This is a genomic window from Vibrio sp. 1249-1, assembly GCF_033340495.1.
This window is the reverse complement of the sequence record NZ_JAWOWJ010000001.1, coordinates 445,218-468,595: the sequence shown is the minus strand read 5'-3', so window position 1 is coordinate 468,595 and position 23,378 is coordinate 445,218. Positions and strand designations below refer to the sequence as shown.

General features: G+C 42.1%; 22 protein-coding genes and 1 pseudogene. 3 read left to right on the top strand and 20 right to left on the bottom strand.

Annotation, left to right across the window (positions count from 1 at the left end):
• Positions 1-22: 22 nt before the first annotated feature.
• Complete coding sequence (locus R7Z50_RS02095; protein ID WP_005373308.1) at positions 23-1,351, bottom strand: 6-phospho-alpha-glucosidase; 1,329 nt, start codon at positions 1,349-1,351, stop codon at positions 23-25.
• Positions 1,352-1,531: 180 nt separating this feature from the next.
• Between R7Z50_RS02095 and R7Z50_RS02090 the strand changes: the two genes are divergently transcribed.
• Complete coding sequence (locus tag R7Z50_RS02090; protein ID WP_054730587.1) at positions 1,532-2,239, top strand: GntR family transcriptional regulator; 708 nt, start codon at positions 1,532-1,534, stop codon at positions 2,237-2,239.
• A 19-nt stretch (positions 2,240-2,258) separates the two neighbouring features.
• Here R7Z50_RS02090 and mnhG read toward each other — a convergent pair whose 3' ends face one another.
• The 9 genes from mnhG to R7Z50_RS02045 all read right to left on the bottom strand — a co-directional run bounded on the left by mnhG (position 2,259) and on the right by R7Z50_RS02045 (position 10,325).
• Positions 2,259-2,552 carry a monovalent cation/H(+) antiporter subunit G gene (mnhG, locus tag R7Z50_RS02085; RefSeq protein WP_005373314.1) on the bottom strand — a complete coding sequence of 98 codons (294 nt, stop codon included), beginning with the start codon at positions 2,550-2,552 and terminating at the stop codon, positions 2,259-2,261.
• On the bottom strand, positions 2,552-2,830 hold the full coding sequence (locus R7Z50_RS02080; RefSeq protein ID WP_005373317.1) for a cation:proton antiporter: 279 nt from the start codon (positions 2,828-2,830) through the stop codon (positions 2,552-2,554). The genes mnhG and R7Z50_RS02080 overlap by 1 nt, the downstream gene beginning before the upstream one ends.
• Positions 2,823-3,299 (bottom strand): Na+/H+ antiporter subunit E, encoded by a 477-nt coding sequence (locus R7Z50_RS02075; RefSeq protein WP_005373320.1) that lies wholly within the window; start codon positions 3,297-3,299, stop codon positions 2,823-2,825. The genes R7Z50_RS02080 and R7Z50_RS02075 overlap by 8 nt, the downstream gene beginning before the upstream one ends.
• Positions 3,296-4,792, bottom strand: coding sequence for a Na+/H+ antiporter subunit D (locus tag R7Z50_RS02070; RefSeq protein WP_186585403.1), 1,497 nt, complete (start codon positions 4,790-4,792; stop codon positions 3,296-3,298). Before R7Z50_RS02070 ends, R7Z50_RS02075 begins: the two co-directional genes overlap by 4 nt.
• Entirely contained in the window at positions 4,789-5,142 is a 354-nt protein-coding gene (locus R7Z50_RS02065; RefSeq protein ID WP_017633704.1) for a Na+/H+ antiporter subunit C, read from the bottom strand. Before R7Z50_RS02065 ends, R7Z50_RS02070 begins: the two co-directional genes overlap by 4 nt.
• Entirely contained in the window at positions 5,142-7,811 is a 2,670-nt protein-coding gene (gene mbhE / locus R7Z50_RS02060) for a hydrogen gas-evolving membrane-bound hydrogenase subunit E (RefSeq protein ID WP_206970217.1), read from the bottom strand. Before mbhE ends, R7Z50_RS02065 begins: the two co-directional genes overlap by 1 nt.
• 164 nt (positions 7,812-7,975) lie before the next feature.
• Complete coding sequence (locus R7Z50_RS02055; RefSeq protein ID WP_005373328.1) at positions 7,976-8,167, bottom strand: hypothetical protein; 192 nt, start codon at positions 8,165-8,167, stop codon at positions 7,976-7,978.
• A 109-nt stretch (positions 8,168-8,276) separates the two neighbouring features.
• Positions 8,277-9,212 carry a universal stress protein gene (locus R7Z50_RS02050; protein ID WP_005373330.1) on the bottom strand — a complete coding sequence of 312 codons (936 nt, stop codon included), beginning with the start codon at positions 9,210-9,212 and terminating at the stop codon, positions 8,277-8,279.
• A gap of 393 nt (positions 9,213-9,605) precedes the next feature.
• Positions 9,606-10,325, bottom strand: a complete 720-nt coding sequence (locus R7Z50_RS02045; protein ID WP_005373333.1) for an SDR family oxidoreductase — start codon at positions 10,323-10,325, stop codon at positions 9,606-9,608.
• 135 nt (positions 10,326-10,460) lie between these two features.
• Between R7Z50_RS02045 and R7Z50_RS02040 the strand changes: the two genes are divergently transcribed.
• A complete protein-coding gene (locus tag R7Z50_RS02040) occupies positions 10,461-11,369 on the top strand; it encodes a LysR family transcriptional regulator (protein WP_005373334.1) in 909 nt (302 codons plus the stop codon).
• A gap of 90 nt (positions 11,370-11,459) precedes the next feature.
• On the opposite strand, the gene R7Z50_RS02035 is transcribed toward R7Z50_RS02040, so the two are convergent.
• Complete coding sequence (locus R7Z50_RS02035) at positions 11,460-12,233, bottom strand: AraC family transcriptional regulator (protein WP_065275213.1); 774 nt, start codon at positions 12,231-12,233, stop codon at positions 11,460-11,462.
• A 99-nt stretch (positions 12,234-12,332) separates the two neighbouring features.
• Between R7Z50_RS02035 and R7Z50_RS02030 the strand changes: the two genes are divergently transcribed.
• Complete coding sequence (locus tag R7Z50_RS02030) at positions 12,333-13,469, top strand: multidrug effflux MFS transporter (protein ID WP_065275212.1); 1,137 nt, start codon at positions 12,333-12,335, stop codon at positions 13,467-13,469.
• A gap of 114 nt (positions 13,470-13,583) precedes the next feature.
• Here the strand turns inward: R7Z50_RS02030 and R7Z50_RS02025 are convergent, their stop codons facing one another.
• The 9 genes and pseudogenes from R7Z50_RS02025 to R7Z50_RS01985 form a co-directional block, all read right to left on the bottom strand.
• Positions 13,584-13,994, bottom strand: a complete 411-nt coding sequence (locus R7Z50_RS02025; protein WP_054577796.1) for a hypothetical protein — start codon at positions 13,992-13,994, stop codon at positions 13,584-13,586.
• Positions 13,995-14,197: 203 nt separating this feature from the next.
• Complete coding sequence (locus R7Z50_RS02020; protein ID WP_225477451.1) at positions 14,198-14,728, bottom strand: hypothetical protein; 531 nt, start codon at positions 14,726-14,728, stop codon at positions 14,198-14,200.
• A gap of 94 nt (positions 14,729-14,822) precedes the next feature.
• Entirely contained in the window at positions 14,823-15,434 is a 612-nt protein-coding gene (locus R7Z50_RS02015; protein WP_065275211.1) for a hypothetical protein, read from the bottom strand.
• Positions 15,427-17,646 carry a hypothetical protein gene (locus R7Z50_RS02010; RefSeq protein ID WP_242532903.1) on the bottom strand — a complete coding sequence of 740 codons (2,220 nt, stop codon included), beginning with the start codon at positions 17,644-17,646 and terminating at the stop codon, positions 15,427-15,429. The genes R7Z50_RS02015 and R7Z50_RS02010 overlap by 8 nt, the downstream gene beginning before the upstream one ends.
• Positions 17,647-18,539: 893 nt before the next feature.
• Positions 18,540-19,116: pseudogene (locus R7Z50_RS31560) on the bottom strand (DUF4150 domain-containing protein); the annotation flags it as partial.
• 147 nt (positions 19,117-19,263) lie between these two features.
• Complete coding sequence (gene icmH, locus R7Z50_RS02000) at positions 19,264-20,055, bottom strand: type IVB secretion system protein IcmH/DotU (protein ID WP_005373354.1); 792 nt, start codon at positions 20,053-20,055, stop codon at positions 19,264-19,266.
• Complete coding sequence (gene tssK / locus R7Z50_RS01995) at positions 20,052-21,377, bottom strand: type VI secretion system baseplate subunit TssK (protein ID WP_005373357.1); 1,326 nt, start codon at positions 21,375-21,377, stop codon at positions 20,052-20,054. The genes icmH and tssK overlap by 4 nt, the downstream gene beginning before the upstream one ends.
• Positions 21,378-21,388: 11 nt before the next feature.
• Positions 21,389-21,889, bottom strand: a complete 501-nt coding sequence (tssJ, locus tag R7Z50_RS01990) for a type VI secretion system lipoprotein TssJ (RefSeq protein WP_005386118.1) — start codon at positions 21,887-21,889, stop codon at positions 21,389-21,391.
• A complete protein-coding gene (locus R7Z50_RS01985) occupies positions 21,882-23,375 on the bottom strand; it encodes a type VI secretion system-associated FHA domain protein (RefSeq protein WP_225477456.1) in 1,494 nt (497 codons plus the stop codon). The genes tssJ and R7Z50_RS01985 overlap by 8 nt, the downstream gene beginning before the upstream one ends.
• Between the last annotated feature and the right edge of the window lie 3 nt (positions 23,376-23,378).

Here is a 23,378-nt window from a genome sequence, read left to right as displayed (position 1 = left end):
GTAGGCCCCGAACGTCCAGTTGTTATTGAAAAAATTGAGGAAGGTAGGCTTTATTTTCTTCTAGTAATTGTTTTGTTATTTCTTTAGCTTTTGGCACATTAACCACGGTACGGTTAAGTGTGAGTGCATTAATCAGCTTTTGCTGACTTCCTTCGTACCAAGCATCCACGACTAATTTCTCGTAACCAAGTTGGCTCTCAATCATGGCTTTTTGGAAGGTTGGGATTTTTCCTACAGTAAAAGCTTTCGGTCCATCACTAGTTAGCGCAGCTGGAACTTCTACCATGGCGTCATTTTGTAAATTTGTAATAGCACCATTATTCGGTACGATGACGAGATACACATCGCTCAAGTTGTAGGCAAGCGAAGCCGCAACTCTCACCATGTATCGACCATGGATATCGGCATGCAGTGTTTCGTGCTTCGTGGTGCCCGCTTCAATTATTCTTGCGTTCAATTCGAACACTCGTTTCTCACGGCCGTTAATTACCTGCCTTGCGCGAGTATTATTGATATCCTCTTTCGCCACCATTTTTTCAGGGTACAAATAGTATTGAAGATACGTATTCGGCAAAAACTCTGGATTATCAGCAAGCATTGTTCTCATGTTTTTGAATGTGGCTTGCCACGATGGGTCATCCGCTATTTCCGCATCAACCGCACTGATCCCTTCTTTTAGGATGATATTTTTAATTTTATCCGTTAAGTCTTCACCCTGTTTGTTACGAATTTTGGTAAACCAGCCATAGTGATTAAGCCCAAAATATTCAGGAACAAAGTCCCAAATTTCACACCCTAACAATTGCGCATAGCTGACCATAATCGCTGCTGGCATATCACAAATATTTAGAATTCGCTTATCATGCGGAAATTCACGATTTAAAGCTTCAGCGACAATTGCCGCTGGGTTGGTGTAATTAAGAATCCACGCATCTGGACACGTTTGTCGGATCTCGTTCACTAGCTGGATCATATCGCCGATAGAGCGAAGTCCATATGCCATTCCTCCCGCGCCACATGTCTCTTGCCCAACACAAGAGTTGGATAGCGGGATTTGTTCATCGCGCTCGCGCATGGCCAACCCACCAGTGCGGATCTGTATAAAGAAAAAGTCCGAATCTGCGAATGCGACAGATTTATCCGTTGTATAAACAAACTCTTCAACTTCTGGATAGTGTTCTCGCAATAGAATTTCAGTAGCTAATGCATTCGACTCTTGGCGTTTCTCATCTATGTCGTAAAACACGACTTTTGCGAGTGGAAAGTTATCTTTTTCGGCAATAAGGCTGTTCATCATACCAAGTGTGTATGTACTGCCAGCACCAACAATCGTTAATTTTTGACGTTTCATTTCGCTACCTCAAATGTTTATCCTGAAAATGTATAAAGTAAGTATTAATACTTTTATGATACATTTAAAGTATAAGCACAAAGATACGAGATAAAAATCACACAAAGATCCTAAGGAAAAGTATTAACTACATCTCAGATCACATTCTTGCTATCATGGTCCAAGACTTAGCGAGGTATTATGAAACCCAAATACATAGACATTGCGGAACGATTAGAAAAAAAGATCAAAGATGGGGAACTACAACCGAAATCGATGCTTCCAAAAGAGAGTGATTTGCAAGAAGAGTTTTCCGTAAGCCGCGTAACCATCAGAAAAAGCTTACAAATTCTGGTCGACAATAATTTAATTAGTCGGACAAGAGGTAGTGGAACTTATGTAAACGATCTAAAAGCCCAACATGATGCCTTACATTTGCTGGGTTTTATCGAGGAAGTCAGTAAACAGGGGAAAACGCCTAGCTCTCAAGTCATAAAGTTCGAACTTAAAAAGCCGAATGAGCAGGTTGCTAAGCAGTTAAATCTCTCGCCCAATGATGATACATATGAAATACATAGACTCAGATGTATTAATGATGAGCCTGAAATTTACGAAGTCACTCATATGCCAGCAATGTTATTTCCAGACTTGAGCATAGCCATAATGAATGGTTCTAAATATGAGTACATTGAAAATAGCAAAGGATTGAAAATTGCGAAAAGCAGTCAGTCTGTCAAACCGTACTTGTTAGATGCAGAGACGGCCTCATACCTGAATGAATCAGAAGCTTCCCCTATTCTAAAAGTTGAGTCCACTGGTTACCTAGAAGATGGTCGTGCATTTGAATATACCGTCAATTACTTCCGACTTCATCAATACAGCTTCGAGTTTATTTCAACTAGGGCGTAGTACTATTCGACGCTAATGGTTAATCATTACGCCAAATCTTATATCCGACCTCTCGCATTGCTCTGCCGAGCAGGTGGGAGGCGACTGGCGCAGTGAGAACGATAAACAACATCGTACCGATAACCCGAGAGATCACGGTAACTTCAGGGAGTGAGAAAGCGACCGCTAATAACAAGCAGCTCACTCCGACAGTTCCAGCTTTGGTCGCTGCATGCATTCGGGTATACAAATCAGGAAGCCTCAGGACACCTAGACTTGCAACCAAGGTCAACAATGTTCCTAAGCATAAAAATAGTCCAATCAACACGTCCATTATTCTTTCTCCTTTCTTTTAACGATCAAACGTGCAAATGCGATCGTGCCGAGAAATGCGACCAAACCTAATGTAATGGCGATGTCTAACAGAGCGTCCTCACCGCTGTCTAAGGTGTAAACCGTAATAAATCCGATAGTGATAAATGAAATCAGATCTAACGCCACAACTCGATCAGCTAGCGTTGGTCCTAGAATTAAACGAGCAAAAGCCATAACAAAGCTGAGTAGTAGCCCAGAATAGGCAAAAGTGACCGTTATTTGCAGCCAACTATCCACGCGTCACCTCCAAAATTCGATGCTCTAACCCATCTTTAATTCCGCGAATAACCTCTTCATGTTCAGGTGCAAACATGGCATGAACGATAAGATACTTTTTATCAGCCGTAACATCCAAACTAAGCGTACCCGGTGTTAAAGAAACCATGTTCGCCAGTAATGTGATTTCTAGGTCAGAATCGACCTCCAGAGGGACATAAACGATATCAGGCTGACTCAAATGAGTAGGTGTCACGACGTCCCACACCACTTTCGCAACCGATATAACCATTTCATAAGCGAAGTACACCAATAACTTCAATGCAGATGCAAAACGTTGAAAATAGCTCGTTTTCAATCCAAATGGTTGACTCAACCTTAAAGCAAAAAAGCCGACCGTAAATCCGACAACAAAATTCAGACTCGAATAGCTGCCATTAAGCATCATCCACGCTAACGCTAAGAAAAAATTGAGGAATAGATAGATCATGCATTTCCTCCTAACACCACTCTGATGTATTCAGTCGGATTTAACAGTTGTTCTGCAGCTTGAACGGAAAATTGATAAAAAGGCTCCGCCACTAAGCCAATGATTAGCGTCAACGTTGTCAATACAATAATTGGAACGCAGTACAACCAATGTACTTTGGCCTGCAGAGTCTGTTCTGGCTTCTCTCTAAATGGCTTTTTCCAAAATGCCTCACTCCAAATTTTCGTCATCGAGTAGACAGTAAGCAACCCCACCAATAACGCGGTACCTGCTAACCAGTAATACTCAGCCTGTATGCTCGACTTGATGACCAATAGCTTTCCCCAGAAACCCGATAGCGGTGGGAAACCGGCCAGAGAAAACGCAGGGACAAGAAACAAGAACGCTAACCAAGGCATAGCTTTGTATACCCCACCCAAATGTTCAAGTTGACTAGAGCCATATTTGCGCTCGATGAATCCACCTATTAAGAACAAATTCGCTTTTACAATGATGTGATGAACAATGTAGAAAATGGCACCGGCTAAAGCTAAGGGAGTGTAAATAGCCAACCCCATGATCATATAGCCTATTTGGCTAATAATATGAAAAGAAAGAATTTTCTTAATGTCGAATTGGCTAGCCGCTCCTAAAACGCCCGTTAACATGGTTAGCCCTGCGACCCAAATTAACGTCGGTTGCCAGCCACTCTCGGAGAGCGGAAATACTAAGGTGAAGACTCTTATCAACGCGTATACACCGACTTTAGTAAGCAACGCGGCAAACAGTGCAACCACACCGCTTGGTAACGTGTGATAAGAAGCTGGCAACCAAGCAAATAAAGGAAAGAGTGCCGCTTTAATAGAGAAGGCAAACAAAAACAGCGCGGACAGCATCATGTTGATGCTCAATTCATTTTCCCCTACTTTGGTGTAGAGATCGGCCAGGTTCAAGGTGCCCGTTGCGCCATACAACAAGCCGATAGCAAGCAAAAATACCAGCGTCGAAATCAGGTTCAACATGACGTACTTTACTGCACCATCAACTTGAGTTTTCGTTGCATCTAACACCATTAAACCAAATGATGAAATGAGCATGACCTCAAACCAAACATACAGATTAAAAATATCTCCAGTCAGGAAAGCGCCATAAACGCCAGCAAGCAACATGTGCATTAACGCATGGTAATTGCTATAGGAGGGCTTTCGGTGAAGGTCCGCCATCGCGTAGAAAACACATATCGCACCAATCACCGCCGTTATCATCACCATAGCAACGCTGAGGTAATCTGCGACAAACACGATACCAAATGGCGCACTCCACTGACCAAAAGCAACGGCTTGAATACCATTATTTATGATGTTTTCTGTGAGAAAGCCCGCTACGAAAAGGTTCGAAATCGCACTTACTCCGCTCAACCACTCAACACTTTTTGTTGAGCGACGGACGAAGAAGATAGTCAACGCCGTACTCAGCGAGAGAACAACCGGTAACGTAAGCAAAATCGAACTCATTGACCCTCCTCAGAACGTTGCATTTCATCGACGTTTGCAGTTCCAGTGTCTTTATAAGCTCGATAGAACAGCATTAAAGCAAAAATAAGCAGTCCAAAACCGATGACTATCGCAGTTAAGATAAGCGCTTGAGGTAAAGGATTTGCCGCGCTATCTGGTGGTAAAAGAGCATTATCGCCAATCAATGGCGGTTCTCCGGGCGTCAGCCTCCCAGCGGTAAAAATAGCAAGGTTAACCGCACTACTGAGTAACATGATGCCGAACAAAAGACGCAAGATATGCTTTTCAAGCATTAAATAAACACCTGCTGCGACAAATACTCCAACGACAACACTCCAGACTATTTCCATCACTCTAGCTCCTCATTAATACGAAGCAGCATACCCATCACGCCACCTATAACGGCAAGGTAAACACCAACATCAAAAACCAATGGCGTCCCTAGTGGTATCACATCTTTCCACCACAGTCCGGTCAAAAACGGTTTATCAAACGCAAAGCTCAAAGCACCAGAAACTAAGCTCAATGCGATGCCAGATAACGCAATGAGAAACGGCTTGAAATACAACCTAGAACGAACGTATTTCGGTGATTCCGCGAACATGAGAAGTGATAAACCAATAACGGCAATCAACGCACCAATAAAGCCACCACCCGGTTCATTATGACCACGTAACAACAGATACACTGAAAATACGAGCATGAGTGCCGAAACAATGTGTGCCGTGGTTGCAAAAATTAATGATTGGATACGATTTTGCTTTTTCGCTCTTGTCTTAAGCAAACTCACTGCCGCAATCCCTGCAATAACAACGACAACAACTTCTCCCAATGTATCAAATGCGCGAAAGTCGACCAGAATAACGTTAACAATGTTTCGCCCATGTCCACCCGGGACACTGTTTTCTGCAAAGAAATCTGACACCGAAGAGTCCATCGGCTGAGACGTGATTCCTAACAAAAGTAAAGTAACCGAAACACCTATCACACCTGCTATGCAAATATTCGCTACTTTACGTTTTATTGAATGCTTGGGCACGGTGGTTAGACGTGGCATATGACGCATTAACAATGCAAGAAAGACCACCATTAATGTTTCCACTAACAGTAAAGTCTTCGCAACGTCCGGGGCGCTATAAATCATAAAAACAAGCGTGGTCATGAAGCCAATCATACCAAGCGCAGAAATCGCAAGAAGTCTTGCGTGGGACAACGTACATACGAGCGCAGCACCAATCAACAATAAGGCAATACCAATCTCATAGAAAGTGACACTTGAAAGTTCGCCAACCAAAGGCAGAGGAATAAGCGCTACCTGACTCAGTAACGCAACGGCAAGTACCGTGAAAAATAATAGGACATAGCGACTCAATTTCTTTTGCTGTAACCGCGCCGTTTGCCACTTCGCCACTGTCATCATGCCATCTAATAGTCGTTCAAAAATATTCTCCGCTTTGGGGACGAATAGATGTAACCGCTGAAAAAATGCAAACACAGCTGGATAAACACGGTACACCACATACCCCAACGCTAGCGTAATAACGCTTAACACTAACGGTACATTCACGCCATGCCATAGTGATGTTTCTTTAAGAGTTGCTGTGGGCAGAATGTCAGCAGAGCCCGGAAAAATAATATTGCGATCTAACCAATTCAAACCGAATAACGGAACTAGGAGGCTGCCAACTGCCAAGAGCAAAGGCGAGATCCACATGGCTTTTTTTGTCTCAACTGGCTTAGTTTCAATCGGCACGAGATCACGGCGAGCAAAGAATGGTCTCGCAATAAGCATAATGGTTAGCGCGACCATCAGTATATTCACGATTAAAAGTACAAAGGCGATCCAGTTATTGAGCTCTACTGCGGACTTGTACATGTATTCTTTGCTCAAAAAGCCTAACAACGGCGGGAACCCCGCTTTAGACAATGCAGCCAAACTCCCCGCAACCATGCTGATGACGAGAACTGACTTCAGACCGTACAATTGATCAATATCTCGTGTTCCTGTCGCTTTGTCGATATTACCCACCACCATAAACAGCGCAGCTTTATAGAAAGAGTGAGCGAGAATAAACATCAATACCGCACTAACGGCCAAATCTGTGCCCATACCTAGTAATAATGTTAATTTACCCAAAGCAACATTCGTGCTGTAGGCTAGCATCAGCTTCAAGTCAGTTTGTTTTAATGCGACAAATGTGCACCAAATGGCCGTGATACTCCCAGTGATGACTAAAGCATAAAACCAGATCTCGCTGTGGGCATAAACTGGCGATAAACGTGCTAATAGGTAAATGCCTGCCTTTACCATTGTTGCCGAGTGTAAATACGCACTGACCGGAGTGGGAGCTGCCATCGCGTTAGGTAGCCAAAAATGAAACGGGAATTGCGCAGATTTAGTAAATGCACCGAGTAGTATGAGCACTAGAGATGGGATAAACCATTCATGCTGCGCAATAGTGTCTGCCTGCTCGATAATGGTATTTAGCTCATAACTCCCAGCCATTGCTCCCAGCAAGATAAGACCAGCTAGCAACGCTAGTCCACCAGCACCGGTAACAATCAGCGACTGCAAGGCGTTTTTCCGAGACGTTTTATTTTCGTGATTAAACCCGATCAGTAAGTAAGAAGTGATGGTGGTGAGTTCCCAGAAAACAAATAACAACAGAATGTTATCGCTCATCACAATCCCTAGCATGGCAAGCATGAATAGGGTTAGATACAAATGAAAGGAAAACCGGCTATCACTTTCTCGTAAATAAGCCAAAGCGTAGATTTGAATCAGTGCGCCAATCCCACTGATCAGTCCCGCAAAAAGAAATGAAAGACCATCTAATCTAAAGCTAAGGTTGATATCGAGGCTTGGTATCCATTCCGCATTCCAGCTCACGCCTGCAGGAGTATAGATATAGAAGAGAAAAGAGAAGATTAAAACTGGCAGCGCAGGGAAAATCAGTAAGACCAACTGATTATCTAGGTTTTTCGGTAGGTTTTCTTTACCCGTTATGTTATTCAACATCGCAGCCCATTCGTTATTATAAGAAGATACGCCCTATCCGGCGCAAATGACAAACTCCACTGTATTGTTTTAGCCCAAGCGCTTCAAAAACGATCATGAAACCAAGGGAAAAGTAGCAAACAGTAATCACTGAGTGCTACTTAGAGGAACGCCGATACAAACCGCTATTTGCTGTCTGCTACGGCATAAGAACGTAGGTCACTACTTACGTGTTCTTGGCTGAATGTATATGGATTATCGTCATCAGCTAACTCGAATGCATCGTAGGTGCAGTCACCGATATCATTTCTCGGACAAACATAAACATTCGAACGTTCTATCATTTCTGTGTGGCATTTCGGGCATAGGTTTTTCATGTCACTCTCCTCTGATAACTTATTGATACATTGATAATTCCATGTTCTAGAGATCCATCTCCCTCCTTTACCTAAAACATCACTTAAACCCAACTTTGTTACACCCCAATTACTGAATCGGTGAGACAAAACCATCGGGCTTAAGAGCGACCAAACTACAGTTAATCGATTGCAAAATATTTTCAGCCGTATTACCAATGACATAGCCAGATATACCAGTTCTCGCTAAGGTTCCCATTACCAGCACGTCTACCTCAATACTCTCTACGTAATCTGGAATCTTTTCGTCGGGTTTTCCATGCAGGTGGTGAATCACAATTTCACCTGTAATCCCAGACTCCTCCAACAGCTGTTGTAGAGCTTGTTTATGATCGGCTTTTGCCTTATCGAGTTCATGTTTCAACTCAGCATCATCGACTTGAATCCAAGCGTTACCATTAAGGTAGTTTTCTAAGTAATACTCCCAGCAAGAAATCACGTGTAAACGACTATCGCAGGTGTCGGCTATCGAACGCGATAATTCGAGTAAACGCACGGCTAATGAGTGCTGTTCATCGCTTGCCGTTAATGGGTCGATAGCCACAGCAACACGGCGTTTATCTCTTGGCTTATCAATTGGTCGGTGCAACCAAAGCGGACAAGGGCATTTTCGTAACAGAGTCATATCAATAGCTTTGAAACCCTCAGCACCTTCACCGAGCGGTTCAGCTTCTTTGATGATGAGATCTTTGTTATCAGCTAATGCTTCTTGAATAATACAGACAGCGGGCTTTTCACTGCTTTTCACAGTAAGAGGAAATGCGAGATCCTCTTCAGAGAGTCCCAGCTTCTGTCTGTATTCGTGAATACTTTGTTTGAGGGAGTCTTGCAGCGATTGCTCATAACTTTGCTGATACTGGATCATGTCTGTTGGGAAATCAGGACACGCTATTAGCCCTGAGACAGGCACTTTGTTGCTAGATGCAATCCTCATCGCTTGTTCGAGGGCGTCACTATGGCCTGGCAATCCTTGTGTTGCAAAAAGTATGTTTGCGAATCGTTTCATACACACCTCCTTGTTTGGTTAAATATTAACCACCCACAAAGTATAATACCTAACGGATAATTGTAACGGCTTGTGACGTTGATGAAATCAATTCTCATTAAGAGACGGATATTGCTTCATTTTGTTTTACGTCACACTCTCCTTTCTTCACAACTATCGCCTTCGACCTAAATAAATTCCGCTACCTAAAATTGAGACCAAATAAAAACCCAAATTACTCAAAGTTTTTTCTCACCTTGAGTAACTTGGGTATAAGCAATAACACACTTAGTGTCCGGATTTAAATGGATGACCTAAATTTTCACGCAACTTAGTTTAAAGATGCCATCTCAATCACGAATCGATATGCAAAGTTTTACGGCTTTAGTGACCTAAAATCGCCGTAACTCAATGTTAAGGTTGTTGTTTTGTCGGTGCCAAAGCAATTTCACGAACACATACACCTTGCGGTTGCTGATAAGCAAACAGCACTGCTCGTGCAATGTCGTCTGCTGCCAACACGCCGCCCATATCCACCTTCCAAGCGTCATAGCCATCTTTAATATCTTGAGACGTTGTATGTGAAAGTAATTCCGTTTCCACTGCACCAGGTGCAATCGTCGTAACGCGAACATTCGATGACGCAACTTCTTCACGTACGTTTTCAGAAATAGCATGAACCGCAAATTTGGTACCGCAATAAGCAGCATGATCAGGGAATGTTTTCTTGCCCGCGATAGAGCTGATGTTAATGATCGTACCACTGTTACGTGCTTTCATAGGTGCTAGGACGGACTGCATGCCATTGAGCAAACCAATTACGTTCACATCAAACATGCGCTTCCACTCCGATGCTTCCTGAGTATCTATCTGACCGAGAAGCATAACGCCTGCGTTATTTACAAGTGCATCTACCGGACCATACAACGCTTCAGCTTTCTCAATTGCAGCCTCAAAAGAAGCTTTGTCGGTCACATCTACCTTTTCACAAAGCGTATTTGGTAAGTTTAATGCTTCCAAACGTTCTACACGTCTTGCTAACAAAAGAAGAGCATGGCCCTGTTCACTGAAGTGACGTGCAATCGCTTCACCAATGCCTGAACTAGCGCCTGTAATAACAATTAACTTTTTCATTTTGAATCCTTAATCGAACGGTTTACATCAGTGGCGGTAAGTTTAAGAAAACTTTGTTTGTTGATATATACCGGCCTAGTTGAAACACTGTTGTTATACTGCAACAATACTTTTTTGAATTATGAAGAAGTCATCATGCAAACACACATCAACCTTGCGGATATTCGCTCTTTCGTCCTAATCGCTCAACTAGGAAACTTCACGAAAGCAGCAGAGCAACTTGGCGTTTCTCGCTCACACGTTTCACGTCAAATAACAAATCTGGAGCAACAGATTGGTGTCACTTTGCTACAAAGGACCACTCGAACACTGAACCTCACCGAAGCAGGCAAGGTTCTGTATAAACAGTGTGAAACTGCCCTTCACAATATTGATCAAGCTGTTATGGCAGTGGTTGATGATGTAGAAGACTTAAGAGGTGACATTCGTATCAACTGTGTGGGGGGCTATTTAGGAGAAGACGTTGTCGCAGATATCGTTGCTCAATTTCTAATCCAACACCCACAAGTGAGCATTAACTTAGATTTTAGTAGCCATCGTGTCGATTTAATCGCGGATGAATTCGATATCGCTTTTCGAATGGGAAAGTTAGACGACTCCAACTTTATCGCTCGCAAACTGATCGATGTGGAAATGGGGACATACGCAAGCCCAAACTATTTAGAAACATATGGCTATCCTTCTCATCCAAAGGACTTAGAAAAACACGTTTGTTTGACAGGTAGTGTGACACGGTGGGCATTTGAGAACACGAATACAAAGCAGTCAACGGAACACCAGATACGTGGACAGTTACGATGTAAGAGTGGCAGAGTAATGATAAAAGCAGCCTTGGCGGGAAATGGCATCATCCGTGTGCCAGCACTTTATTGTCAACAAGAACTCCAGACAGGCAAGCTAAAAGAAGTGTTTACCAATTGGAGCATTCCGAGTGTGGAATTTTCACTCCTTTATCATCACGACCGACATCAACCAAAACGCATCCGAGCCTTTGTTGATTTTACTACGCAATACTTTCGCAAACTGCAGAGTAAAGACAAGTAACCTGCACGTTGGTACCTGTCTATGTATGCTTTATAGGCTGAGCCTGTGAACCTGGGGTTTGTTCTAGAAAGAGTGTGAGCATTTTGACGCTTAAGGCTTGGTTTTCATAAACGTCAGAGGTGTTTGTCCAGTTTGCTTTTTGAAAAATGCAATAAAAGCACTGTCTGACGAAAACTCCAGCCAATCGGCAACTGCGCTGACTGGCATGCCCGTTGATAACAATTCAAATGCTTTTAAAAGCCTCCACTGTTGCCGCCAATCTTGATAATTCATGCCCGTTTCCGACTTAAATAATCGTGTTACCGTCTTGGTGCTCGCCCCTACTTTGTTTGCAAGAGTAATAAGCGAAGGAGCTAGAAATGAAGGTTCAACCAACTCTCGACGAAACGTTGTTAAGCGCCGATGCGATGGCAAAGGCAACTGAAACGAATAACGTTTCGCAGCATAAAACTCCTCCCAAAAAAGCGCCGTCGTATTTACCATCTCGCTGCTAGGCTTATCCCACTCCCAAAATGACATTTTATCAATAAGAGCTTGGAGTAAATTATTCACTTCTATCATCGTGATCTTACTTGGACAGGCAAACTCCTCACAATCAAAATACAAAGATCGATACGCCACCACATTCGTCATTAGTGCGCGATGCGGCGTATTAGGTGGGATCCAAACCGCCTTTGTCGGTGGCAAAATACAAATCGAGTCTTCCAGAGCAAAACTCATACAACCTTGAGGTGCGTACAATAACTGCCCTTTCTTGTGCATATGCATACCTGAGTCGTGCTTGCCAATATCCGCAGCAATTCCCACTACATAATTAGTAATCTTGTCTGCATCAAATTGTGTTCTTTCGTTAATAAGCGCCATTTTGTCCGAATATTGATGTATTTGGTTTTTATGTTGTTATTAGATCAATCATAGCCTCATTTATACTGCCCGCCAACTTCATTAACGATGGGTAACAATATGAATACTAAGCCCTCTTTATGGCTCATGCTGGTTATGTTGATGTTTCCGCAAATTGTAGAAACCATCTATAGCCCAGCGTTGAGCTCAATCGCTCTATCATTTGATGTAAACCACGCACAAGCAGCCCAAACATTGTCGATCTACTTCCTAGCTTTTGCCATTGGCGTTGTAGTTTGGGGAGTTCTCGCAGATAAACTGGGAAGAAGGCCCACCATGCTTATTGGGCTCTTTATCTATGGTTGCGCATCTTTACTCGCAACTCAAACCGAAAGCTTTGCTGTTGTCATGGCCGCGCGAGCCCTAAGCGCATTTGGTATCGCGGTAGGATCCGTTGTCACACAGACCATGCTTCGTGACGCGTTTGACGGTCAAGAACTGAGTAAAGTCTTTAGCTTAATGGGGATGGGTATATCAATCAGCCCGGTAGTTGGCATGCTATTAGGCGGGCAGCTTACAGCGCTTGGTGGATACCGTTATGTGTTTTTTGCCTTGTTTTTAATCGCGTTAGTATTGCTCGCTTATAACGTTATTAAGCTTCCTGAAACACAGAAGGAACAGACACCAGTACGGTTGCATCAACTTAGCTGGAAAATGGTAAGAGACGCGCGAATTTGGCGCTCAGGATTATTGGTTGCTTTGTATAACATTGCTCTATTTTCTTATTACCAGCTTGGCGCATTTACTTTCTCAGCACTTGGGTATAACTCCGAACAATTTGGATACAGTGGCATGGTACTGGGGTTAGGCACTCTGCTTGGGAGTTATTTAAACAAATCCCTAGTGTCTAAAAATGTTCGAAAAAGCCAACTACTTTGGCTCTCAGCAGTATTGCTTAGTTTGGGATCAGTCGGTGTGTTGATTCTGAGCCAATCAATCTGGTTTGTTGCTCCAATGGTGTTAGTCGTCATGTCTTATGGGATTGCGATACCCAATACACTCAGTGACGCACTCGTTGATTATAAACAACAGGTAGGTAGCGCAGGCGCTTTATTTGGGCTCATGTACTACATCATGATCGGGACGGGATTAGCGATGGCTGGAACAGTACAAAACTTAGGTGTCGTTCTATTATCATGTAGCTGTTTAGCGATTTTATTAGCGTTTTCTAAAAGGCAAGTTCATACCAACTTGTGACCAGATACTACACATTGCTTGCCTAATCTTCCGAAGATTGGTCTACATCTTTTCTAACAGTTAACTAAAACGTAAATAAAAAGCGCCTTTCGGCGCTTTAATTGTCTACAGCTCTTATTGCCATGTTGGCTCACCGTACTCTTCACAACGTTGCTTGTCGTAATTTTCAATGCGCCCGCGTTTACCTACAAACTGAACCTGAACAACCATTCCAGCTTCAACATATTCACTGAAATAATCGCAAGAAACACGAAAACTAGTATCGCGTATAACAATTGGTACCCATTCATAACCGCCGCTGCGTGGTAAGTAAGACTTGAAGGTAATGACCCCGTCATCTGAAACGTTGATTTCTTCATCATATTCATTCAACTTATAAAAACGTTGTCCATCAAACTCTGCCTTTGCTTTTTCAATTATTTCCTTCGTTGCTGTCGATTGCATCGGCGTATTTGAGACCAGTTGACACCCAACAACAGATGTCAATACGGACAAAGCCAAAGCGAGTTTAGTTATTTTATTCATTTACCTAACCACTGTATAATTATTCAACACTTACCATTTTAAAAGGAGGGAGACCATACTTTATTTTAAAGAAAATAAAAAGCGCCTTTCGGCGCTTTTTATCTGAACATTTCTTATCCAAACGTCTCGAGTAGATTTTCTAGAAAAGCTAACTTTTTATTACAATGAATTTTATTTAGGCTCTCACCGGAATCTATTGCTATTTAACCCCAAGCTTCAAACTCATTAGGCTTTACGTGTTTTATTTTTAATCTAACGTTGGGATCCAGAGCTGTTTCAGTTCCCAATTCACAGTAGTACTCAACAGCATTTTCATCTTCAATCATGTCAACGAAGCTAGCAACGACACTCAACCGTCCACCACCTCTAGTCAATGAAAAGTACGCATTCTTGTTTTCATTTACTTCAAATTTCAAAGGAATGAATTCAGGTTCTTCAAGAGAAATATCTATCCATTTATAGTTATCTAAACTCTTCCCCTTTCGTGGGGCATAAACTGTTTTCAACCCATTTTCGTCAACAACGAAGTACATCGAATTCTCGGCTTGATTAAAACAAGCTTTCAAGCCACCGTCTTTATTTTCCAAATTACATGTAAATACAACAGGGTCTTGTTCGCAGTCTGCATTTACAAAAAATGGTAACGGAAAAATAAATAAAAACCCCACTACCTTAATAAATTTACAAACCATATTAAACTTAAGTTTATCGACTGAATTTAAAAATAAAAACAATACTGAGCCTTGTCAAAATAGAGAACGCGAACATACATCGGACATTCCAAAAAATGAAACATTCATCAACAACTACTCTAGTCTTCTATACTGTTCATAAGTTAATGTCGATCGTCATATCTTGTACAGATTTATATAAATTGTTAACTATAAAATCAGAGAGTGCTCTTCTATCATAACTTTCCAAATTAATAATACTCTCTGGAGATTGCACATTGACTTTATATATCGTTTTTTTTCCTTCTCTTTTATCAAAACTCTCTTCGAGATATAAAACATCGGTTAGAACAATTTTATTATTTTTGTAAGAATAAACCAAAACAAAACTATAATTAGAATTATCTTCCTGTGTTGTTGTTAATATAATATTGTTTCCAACATTTTGGTCGACTGAATAACCCAGTTTCTTTACTAGAGTATTTGATATAATCAATTTATAATTAATATCATCTTCTAAAATATCAGGATAATTACTCTCATTGCCTGAAATCGTTGATATTTGATTATCACCAAGCAATATATCTTGACCTAAAAAACGTTGCTCAGATTTTGAAAAGTAATAATCTCCATCAATTTTATTTACCTCAATTTCAACTTTTTTATTTTTAAGATCTATTAAAAATAAATCTTCAACTTGAGAAAAAGAACTAAAGCTAAATAAAGCTGAGGATATAAATACGATCAACCTTACTAAAAATTTATTCATTACATAAAACCTCATATATATCCAAAAAATACTTTGTTCTTTTTTCTTTGTCAGAACGTGGAAGGCGTGAGTTAACAACATTAGTGATACTATTTGTACTAGCTATAGTTCCGGACACTTTCTCATTCAAATTATTAACATCCCAAAAGCCAAGAGCAGCTAAAAAACCTTCTTTGGTTTTCAAAACCGAGTAAGGGTCATCTGAAATATTAAAACCCAAGTCTTGAATTTTATTTTCCAATCTAGTTTGAACAGCGTCATAGTTATATTTCCAAGTTAACTGTATAAACCCCTTCCCCTTATACCTCAATCCAGAAACGTCCCCTCCCTTGACGAGTACAAAATGGCCATCTGGTGAGTCACAAGAATAAACACGTTTCGCTATCTCATCTTCCTGAGGAAGCTGGCTATAATAATAGCTTCTTCTTCTCACATACTTTTTCTTATCCGCCTGTGAAAGTGCTTTGTATTCACTTTCATCAATTCGTATATAGCCAAGACTAACTGCTTCTTCAGGGTATTTATTGAAGTAACGCTTAAACATTTCTTTTAACCTATCGACAGAATACCATAAGTCCTCTTCATTACCTTCTAGTTTCGAACCAACTTCAGCTCTTATCTGAGCAAAAAATTGTGCTGCTCGTTCATTGGTATTTATTTCAAAGCTACTAGCATATTTATTAAATAAGTCACGCACTTCTTCTCTTTTACTGAGGGAAGAATCTGGAAACATCAGGTTCATTTGCTTTTGAGTCACGTAGTAACCCGAAACAAAAGAATTAACAAAAGGCCAATAATGCCAAAGGCTCTTATCATCGCTTAGTTGCAAATCACCTTGTAAATCTTGCATCCATGAGAACTTATCTGCTCTTTCCAGTTCGAATTGCGAGAAAAGATCAAAGCTATCCATCACTTGATCGCGCCATGGGGAGTTACGGTAGTCCTCTATAGTCACAAAACCAGCGGAGCACTTAATATCTAGAGCTTCCTTTGCGGTCTGATGGATTGATTCATAAAGACTTTGTGACGACTCTGTATGCCAATCTGTAGGATGTTTCACAATAAATCGCTCAAAGTGTTTACGCTTACCGTCTAAGTATACTTTGGCATCGCGAGCAGTGAACGAGGAGAAGTCCGTTACTTGATCTTCTGTCACAGATTCAAGTAATTGCTGAATAAACGAATTACTCATATCAACGGCACCGCTACTATCGGCCCCATCGAGAACAACAAGTGGATTTTCTTCCGCATTTTTGGGAGAAATCTGTTTTTTGAAAAATTCGGGCGGCTCCTCAAAAGAGAACATCTCGATATGCACACGATTATCTTCTTTCTTAGTTCCAATTGCATCGTTACTGTACTCATGCAGTCCCATGTAACCGATATCTTCCCCAGCTGAAACCTTTATCCCCTCTCTAAATAGGAGTGGGAGTAAAGAAACCACACTACCGTCCCTAATCATTGCCGCCTTGTCCGACATCCATTTAGGTTCTGAAACTGGTTCTGATAGGACAGCAGAGGAATCTTCTAAAATGTCAAAGTCACTATTGAGACCCGAAGCAAACCAAACAATCTTGTTTAACAGTGCTTTTTCGCTACCACTTGCCGATTTACCATTCTCTACCACACGGCACTTTATCATTTTGTAGGTATTTTTGTCGATCTGGTATGGATGGGTCTCCTTCTCTTCTGCATACAGGTATTCAAGTAATGTTCCTTTAGACATCGACTGTTTTTTTTCACCAGAATTAGTAGGCACATCACTATGTTTGAAAGTGCGTACATTTCTCGCTTCTTGTAAACGGTAACGCGTGGTTATAGATGAATTGGCGCCAATATCTGAAGGTGGCGCAAGGTGCATATAAAGTGTATAGAACTTAAATACATATTCATTATCTTCGGGGTTTACAGCCTCATGCTCGATAAGCACAAAGTTATTACTATACTTAAACTCTTGCTCTTGGTACGTTGATGTTAGGTAATCAGGATTTATGCGAAATGCCACTATTTTTCCATCAAGCATCGCTTGAATAGGTCTGAGCCCTTTCCCCCACGGTAACATTTTTGATGTTAAGTGAATGCCACTATGCCAACCGTACCCTTGTCCTATTAAATAACGACCGCTCTTAGCTTGATCAAACAATTTCGTAAAATCACTGAGCGTGTAGTAAGCGTCACCTTCTCGTTGCGCTATCGGAAAAACTGCATCCATGATTTAAATGTCCTAGTCAGAAAAGTTATCGTCAAAAGTGACAAATGATGGGCGGTTCAAGTTGTTTGACTTCGTGTACACCACCGCATTAACCCTACCTAAATTAGTAGCAAAGCTAGATTGGCTCGCTATGTTAACGGTACTCCCAAGGGCCATTGCCGATATAGAAATTAGGGTGTCATTTTTGGTTTCGAAAATTTGGCTAATGACGTCAGGAAGTGCTTGTTTGAAGTGGTTAAGTGCTTTTTTATAACCGTTTATACCCTCTTCAACAGAACTCAACGACCTTGCAGAAGCTTGGCTTTGTATGAAATCTAAACGACCGATGATTTCACTGTTTAGCTCATCGATGTATGAACAGATTTGATTGTTTATCAACGTCCATAAAACAAACTGCAAATACTTCACAGTATTCCCAGTCCCTAAAAAGCGAAGCTTCGCTAATAATTCATAGGGAGGCTCAAACACATCAGCTTGATATAAGACTCTCAATATATCGCCATTTTCGTGCACTTGCTCCAAGAGCAGTTCAACTAAAGGTTCGTATTTCTCTAGCGCAGTAGTATCAGTTTGGATGTGATAAAGTGCCGAAACATAAGCATCAGAAAAATCTTTAGAGTGATTTTGACTAATCGCATAAGGAGACGATATACGGCTTTGCTCTAACACAATATCTTTAAAGTCATCATCACTGAAGGATGGGGACATCAATATGCCCCAGTCATTAGCAACCCCAACACGATCTTCCCAAAATGGCGAGCGGCGACCTGCTACAAACGTACAAAAATCATTCGGATCAGGGTAAGTTTCCGTAACAATATTTTCAGCTAAAGATTGGTTCGGGGTGTAAGAGTCTTGAGTTTCGCTGAGCACTAACCTGCATTCTTTTAGAGCGAGACCATTAACAGATGCTTTTCCGCTAGAATCCAGCACTCCACTCCCAATGACAGCACCTGAAGGTTCGACTAAAGAAAATTGTGCATTAGAGTAAGGGAGCCCATTTGGATATTTGCATTCTATATCCAGCGTATACGTCCCTTCCTGCTCTTCACTCACAGAAACCGATGGGTTTTGTGCGCCGCCAAGACACACAGTGTTGGCTTTGTTCATGGTCATTTGATCGGACAGGCGACATACGCCCTTACCTTCAAATTTAACCGTTGGTGAGGCTGAAATGAATTTTGCTTCAGCTTCTATCGTGCCAGAGGAAACGCCTTTTCTGTCACCGCCCGCATCGCCGGTACTTTTTGAGAACGTACTGCCCTTGATAGCGACACTGTTACCGCCATCCATAGAGACTGTCGTAGTCCCACCAGCAAGGTCTGCTGATTTAGCATTGTTGCCATAAGGGATAGGGACGACTGGCTTGCCGACCTTAGTTAAACAAACATCTGGGAGCGTTGCATTCGCTTCACCACCTGAGCCTTTATGAACTATCGAAAGTCCATTCGCACCAACTGTTACGCCCATAACCAATCCATTTGAATTTTATTGATTGAATGATAAAAGAGATCGCAAACTGCAATCTCTCTAAATAACTAGTGAATTTCACTAAAAGACCAGTGATATTCACAATAAACCCTAAAACTGGCAGAAGATCTCATTTTAGATCTCTGGTTATCTATACATTTCAAGCAGTTGCTGGAATTTTAAGTCTATGACGATGTAGGTTGCCGCATACATAAGCGCAAACGTCATCGCACTAAGACTCAAGATCAGCTTGGGTGAAATTACCCTTTTCAACGGCTTCTTTAGGTATTTAGCTTTAAGGTTGATTAAAGAAACTTTTTCTTGTTCTGCTAGGCGGTCATCTCGCACTAATCGATAAATGGTGCTGCCAATTTCCGCTAACTTTTCGTTGCCACGCTCTTCACGGCCGTACTTGCCTTGGAAACCAAGTTGAAGCAATAAATAGAGAAACTCTATAACGTGACGGTATTTGCGAGGGTCGGCTTTTAAGCGGTCGAGAATAACGAAAAACTTGTCACCACCAGATGTTTCGTTGTGGAATTCAGACAGTAAGCTGTTCTGGCTCCAGTGACTATTTGCCCCCCACTCTTGTCGACAAACAGATTCATCAATCGCCGCACACAAGCAGTAACGAATAACAAGAACCGAAGCACGATCGAGCTCCATTTCATTAAGTTTTCGTTCACCTTTTCGAATCTCACGTGCCACTTGTTCACGAAATGGCATCGGGTCATCAAGCCAAGGGATCGAAGACATACAAGACAGACTGGCTATCAACCATGAGAACTGGTCCACTAGCGGGTTAATACCCATGTTGTCGATAGATAGATCTTGTACTGCGATGTTTCTCGACAAGTCAGGCGCTGGCATTACCTCCATTGGTTTGCCAGGCTCTGGTTGGAATAAGACTACGGTGACGTCGGTTTCTGCGTAACTCATAGACGAACGGCCCAAAGTTGCAATGATAAGTTAGCGAAATCGCCCGCAACGTGAATCGCAATCGCAGCAGTGTTCTTCAATGCCATCCACTCTTCGCCCGTTTTATCGAGCTCGAAATAGGTGTAGCCAGCGTGATACGGCAGCGCGCGTGGCACAACTGGCATTGGTTTGATCTCAATCCCAGGCAGTTGAAGGTTAATCAAGTCACGTATGTTATCGATAGAACCGATCTTCGTTTGGCTGACAAACTGGGTATGCAGAACATCCAAGGTCACGTCGGCTTTAACTGCGAGGATAAAGGTTGTCGTATCAATGATCTTATTGTCAGGGATTGCTGCCGTTCTGATGCCATAGTTCTGATCTTTTAAGGTCAGTGGAATTGCTCTTTGCTCAGACATCACGCTCAATGTCATTTTCGCACTGTCTAGGACGCGAGAAAGACAGCTAGTAAGATCACCATGATTGTACTTCGTAAACTCAATAGGTCGGCGTGTCGTTGAGCACAGCGTCGAAAGCTCACCCTCTGCCTGAAGAAGAATTCGATACAAAGACTCAGGATGCACAGCTTCTGTGCTTGCGAAATGCCAAAACAAGGGTTCGTATCGGTTGAGCGCTTGCAATAGCATAAAGTCAGAAACCGATGATACGCCTTGTTGATCCACCACCCCTAATCGCTGAACTATCGATTCCGCGCGATGCTTCAACATAGAAGCAAACTCGGTCGCAAATTTACTCAGTACTGTCGACGCATGAATATCGATGCAGGTAGGAATGAAACTATCATCTAAGATCACGCTGCCATCAGGCTTCACTTCTGAGATCTTTAAGATCGGAATAGACGTGTAAGCACTCTTATCTTCATGATCGTACATTAAGCAAAAGTTAAGCTTACCGACGACGATATTTGCCATGTCTTCCGAATCATAACAAGCGTCAACCGCTTCTTGAGATTCCATCGTATAGCGCGCACCGTCTTTTTTGGTACCAAATAACTCAGAACGTTCCGATGGTAACGGACAGCACAAATAAACGACTTTATCGGCAATCGAAGGATCTACATCTTTCACTTCAGGCAGCTCAGCAAGCAACGGAAGCTCAAATGGTGTCCGGTCTTGTAAAATACCTTCAGCACGAGTAATACCGATTTTACCCAGTGCTAGTAACTGAGAGTTGATTTCTAAACGTTTAATTCCCCAATGCAAAGGCGATGCATTGGCACTCAGTAGGCTCGATAGTTTACTTTGCGAACGATCGAGTTGTTGAAAATGCTGCGGCTTCATGAACATTCCATCTTGCCAAACAACTGGATTGTATAAAGACATGTTTCTATCCCTTAAAAGTAAACCTGTTCAATGCCGCGAGTGTTATCAGAGATTAACTCACTGCCTTCTAACTTGAGCTTGATGTAGTACTCGCTCTTCTCTTCAATAACTTCCACTTTTCGCCAAGACGAACCATCAATATCACGAAAAGCCACTGAAAAACCGACGGCACGAGTGTCAGGGTCTAGAGTTAGCATTTCATGAACTTTTCCACCTGGCTGTATTTGATATTCGTAACGTTTGATGTACTCATCACCCAACGACGCTTTATCGCTCTCAAACAAGGCAAAGAAATCTAAGCTTCGGAACAATACTGGCGAACTTAATTCGTGAAGACGGAGAATAACTGGAGATGACTGGCCCCCATTTCTCACATTGAGTACAGGTGATGCCTCAATAACCAATTCAATCGACGAAGTTTCTGGTGTGATACCAGTGGACTCTTTAAATTGATCCCACATGGAACAACCGGACAACATGGCAAATCCGAGTAATACGGCGATACTACGCATGGTTTCCCTTAATCACTTTGTTATAGTTTTTCTTAATCAGCCCTTTTAAGGATGTTTCATTAAGCAGGCGACGATTATTAGTGTAGAAATCTAGGTATTCGGCCCACAGCTTTGACTTAGTTGAGAACAAAGACTGGCTAGCGACCCTGTTAGCAAATGCTACGGGATCGTTCGTTTCTGACTGTTCTAAAATGAGCTCATTCAGTGCTTTGTTAAACATAACTTGGTGGTCGTTCAGCTCATCGAGCATTTGTTCAACCAGTTCATTTGGAGCCAGTAATTGCTGACTATTCAAAGTAAGCATTAGCTCTGCAATGTTCGAGTTAGCCTCACTCGCACTCTGCTCATCTTTTAACGATTCCACTTCGTGCAACTCTTTCTGTAGGTTATCAATACATAAACGCAAGCAAGTGCCCATTTGCTTGAATAACTGCGCCTCGTTTGTCATCAACTCTGGGTTTCGAATACCCAAACCATCAAAAAACGCTTGCGCTATATCTTGAGAGCAAACGGCCGCATCAGTATCGACTTGTGCTTTCGTCGTACTGTTTATCGCGTGCTCTGCCGTAGGTATTTGAAGTTGCTGATTAGTGTTAGGAGAAGGCGTAAAAGATTGGGTCATCTCTTCCCATTTTGACCCTGTGTTAGCCTGTTCTACGACCATCTCAGTAACATTATGCGTACGATGTTGTCTTTGAATCGTGCTATCTGGGGCTACCGTGCCAGGTTGCATCACCTCAGCTGAGGCAATATCGGCTCTATGTGCCTTACCGCTTTCTGGCGCTAATGCATCATTGACTGATGCGTTACTCTTGGTTTCCGCAGCCATCCAGTCTTCAGGGATTAGGCTTGGCTGATCGAATTCGGAATATATGCTGAAACTGTCATCGACCACCTGACGCGTGTTTTCCACGGTTCTAGGTTGTTCAGATTCTGTACGCTCATTATCACGAATTAAGTAATCGTCATCTCGCTGCATCGAAAAGTTAAGGTGAGCAACAGGATCATGACAATCAATGTCATCCTGTTTAGTCTCCATAAACAAATCTTCTAAGGCACCGACTTTTTCTTCCTCTTCGACAACCGCATCTCCTAGACTAACCAGAGGATCGCTAGATACTCGCTCAGGAGCAATATCAGCGGCGATGTCTAGTGTTGAGGTAACGTGCTCAAGAGAAACACCAATCTCATATTGCCCTAAAGAAATGATGTCGCCATCAACTATCGCAACGGGTTGATTTTTTAGTATTTTATTCCCATTTACCATTGTGCCGTTAGTTGATACGTCACTTATATAGTAGGTATCTCCATACACGCTGAGCAAACAATGAGTGCCCGATATAAAGCGGTTGTGATCGGCTAAAGACACGCTACAGCTTGGGGAACGACCTATCGAACCACCACTCTCAGGCATTTCAATATGCTTTGCACCGGTGTATTCCTCTGGACATTTTGAGATAAATAAAACTAGCTGATTTGAGTACATTTA

What these genes read in the sequence shown, in the direction of transcription:
- R7Z50_RS02030 (WP_065275212.1), top strand. Translation starts at nt 12,333, where the DNA reads ATGAATACTAAGCCCTCTTTATGGCTCATGCTGGTTATGTTGATGTTT.
- tssK (WP_005373357.1), bottom strand. Translation starts at nt 21,377, where the DNA reads ATGTCTTTATACAATCCAGTTGTTTGGCAAGATGGAATGTTCATGAAG.
- mbhE (WP_206970217.1), bottom strand. Translation starts at nt 7,811, where the DNA reads ATGTTGAATAACATAACGGGTAAAGAAAACCTACCGAAAAACCTAGAT.
- R7Z50_RS02040 (WP_005373334.1), top strand. Translation starts at nt 10,461, where the DNA reads ATGCAAACACACATCAACCTTGCGGATATTCGCTCTTTCGTCCTAATC.
- tssJ (WP_005386118.1), bottom strand. Translation starts at nt 21,889, where the DNA reads ATGCGTAGTATCGCCGTATTACTCGGATTTGCCATGTTGTCCGGTTGT.
- R7Z50_RS02010 (WP_242532903.1), bottom strand. Translation starts at nt 17,646, where the DNA reads ATGGATGCAGTTTTTCCGATAGCGCAACGAGAAGGTGACGCTTACTAC.
- R7Z50_RS02075 (WP_005373320.1), bottom strand. Translation starts at nt 3,299, where the DNA reads ATGATCTATCTATTCCTCAATTTTTTCTTAGCGTTAGCGTGGATGATG.
- mnhG (WP_005373314.1), bottom strand. Translation starts at nt 2,552, where the DNA reads ATGGACGTGTTGATTGGACTATTTTTATGCTTAGGAACATTGTTGACC.
- R7Z50_RS02090 (WP_054730587.1), top strand. Translation starts at nt 1,532, where the DNA reads ATGAAACCCAAATACATAGACATTGCGGAACGATTAGAAAAAAAGATC.
- R7Z50_RS02065 (WP_017633704.1), bottom strand. Translation starts at nt 5,142, where the DNA reads ATGGAAATAGTCTGGAGTGTTGTCGTTGGAGTATTTGTCGCAGCAGGT.
- R7Z50_RS02050 (WP_005373330.1), bottom strand. Translation starts at nt 9,212, where the DNA reads ATGAAACGATTCGCAAACATACTTTTTGCAACACAAGGATTGCCAGGC.
- icmH (WP_005373354.1), bottom strand. Translation starts at nt 20,055, where the DNA reads ATGAGTTACGCAGAAACCGACGTCACCGTAGTCTTATTCCAACCAGAG.
- R7Z50_RS02095 (WP_005373308.1), bottom strand. Translation starts at nt 1,351, where the DNA reads ATGAAACGTCAAAAATTAACGATTGTTGGTGCTGGCAGTACATACACA.
- R7Z50_RS02045 (WP_005373333.1), bottom strand. Translation starts at nt 10,325, where the DNA reads ATGAAAAAGTTAATTGTTATTACAGGCGCTAGTTCAGGCATTGGTGAA.
- R7Z50_RS02025 (WP_054577796.1), bottom strand. Translation starts at nt 13,994, where the DNA reads ATGAATAAAATAACTAAACTCGCTTTGGCTTTGTCCGTATTGACATCT.
- R7Z50_RS02035 (WP_065275213.1), bottom strand. Translation starts at nt 12,233, where the DNA reads ATGGCGCTTATTAACGAAAGAACACAATTTGATGCAGACAAGATTACT.
- R7Z50_RS02070 (WP_186585403.1), bottom strand. Translation starts at nt 4,792, where the DNA reads ATGAGTTCGATTTTGCTTACGTTACCGGTTGTTCTCTCGCTGAGTACG.
- R7Z50_RS02055 (WP_005373328.1), bottom strand. Translation starts at nt 8,167, where the DNA reads ATGAAAAACCTATGCCCGAAATGCCACACAGAAATGATAGAACGTTCG.
- R7Z50_RS02015 (WP_065275211.1), bottom strand. Translation starts at nt 15,434, where the DNA reads ATGAATAAATTTTTAGTAAGGTTGATCGTATTTATATCCTCAGCTTTA.
- R7Z50_RS01985 (WP_225477456.1), bottom strand. Translation starts at nt 23,375, where the DNA reads ATGTACTCAAATCAGCTAGTTTTATTTATCTCAAAATGTCCAGAGGAA.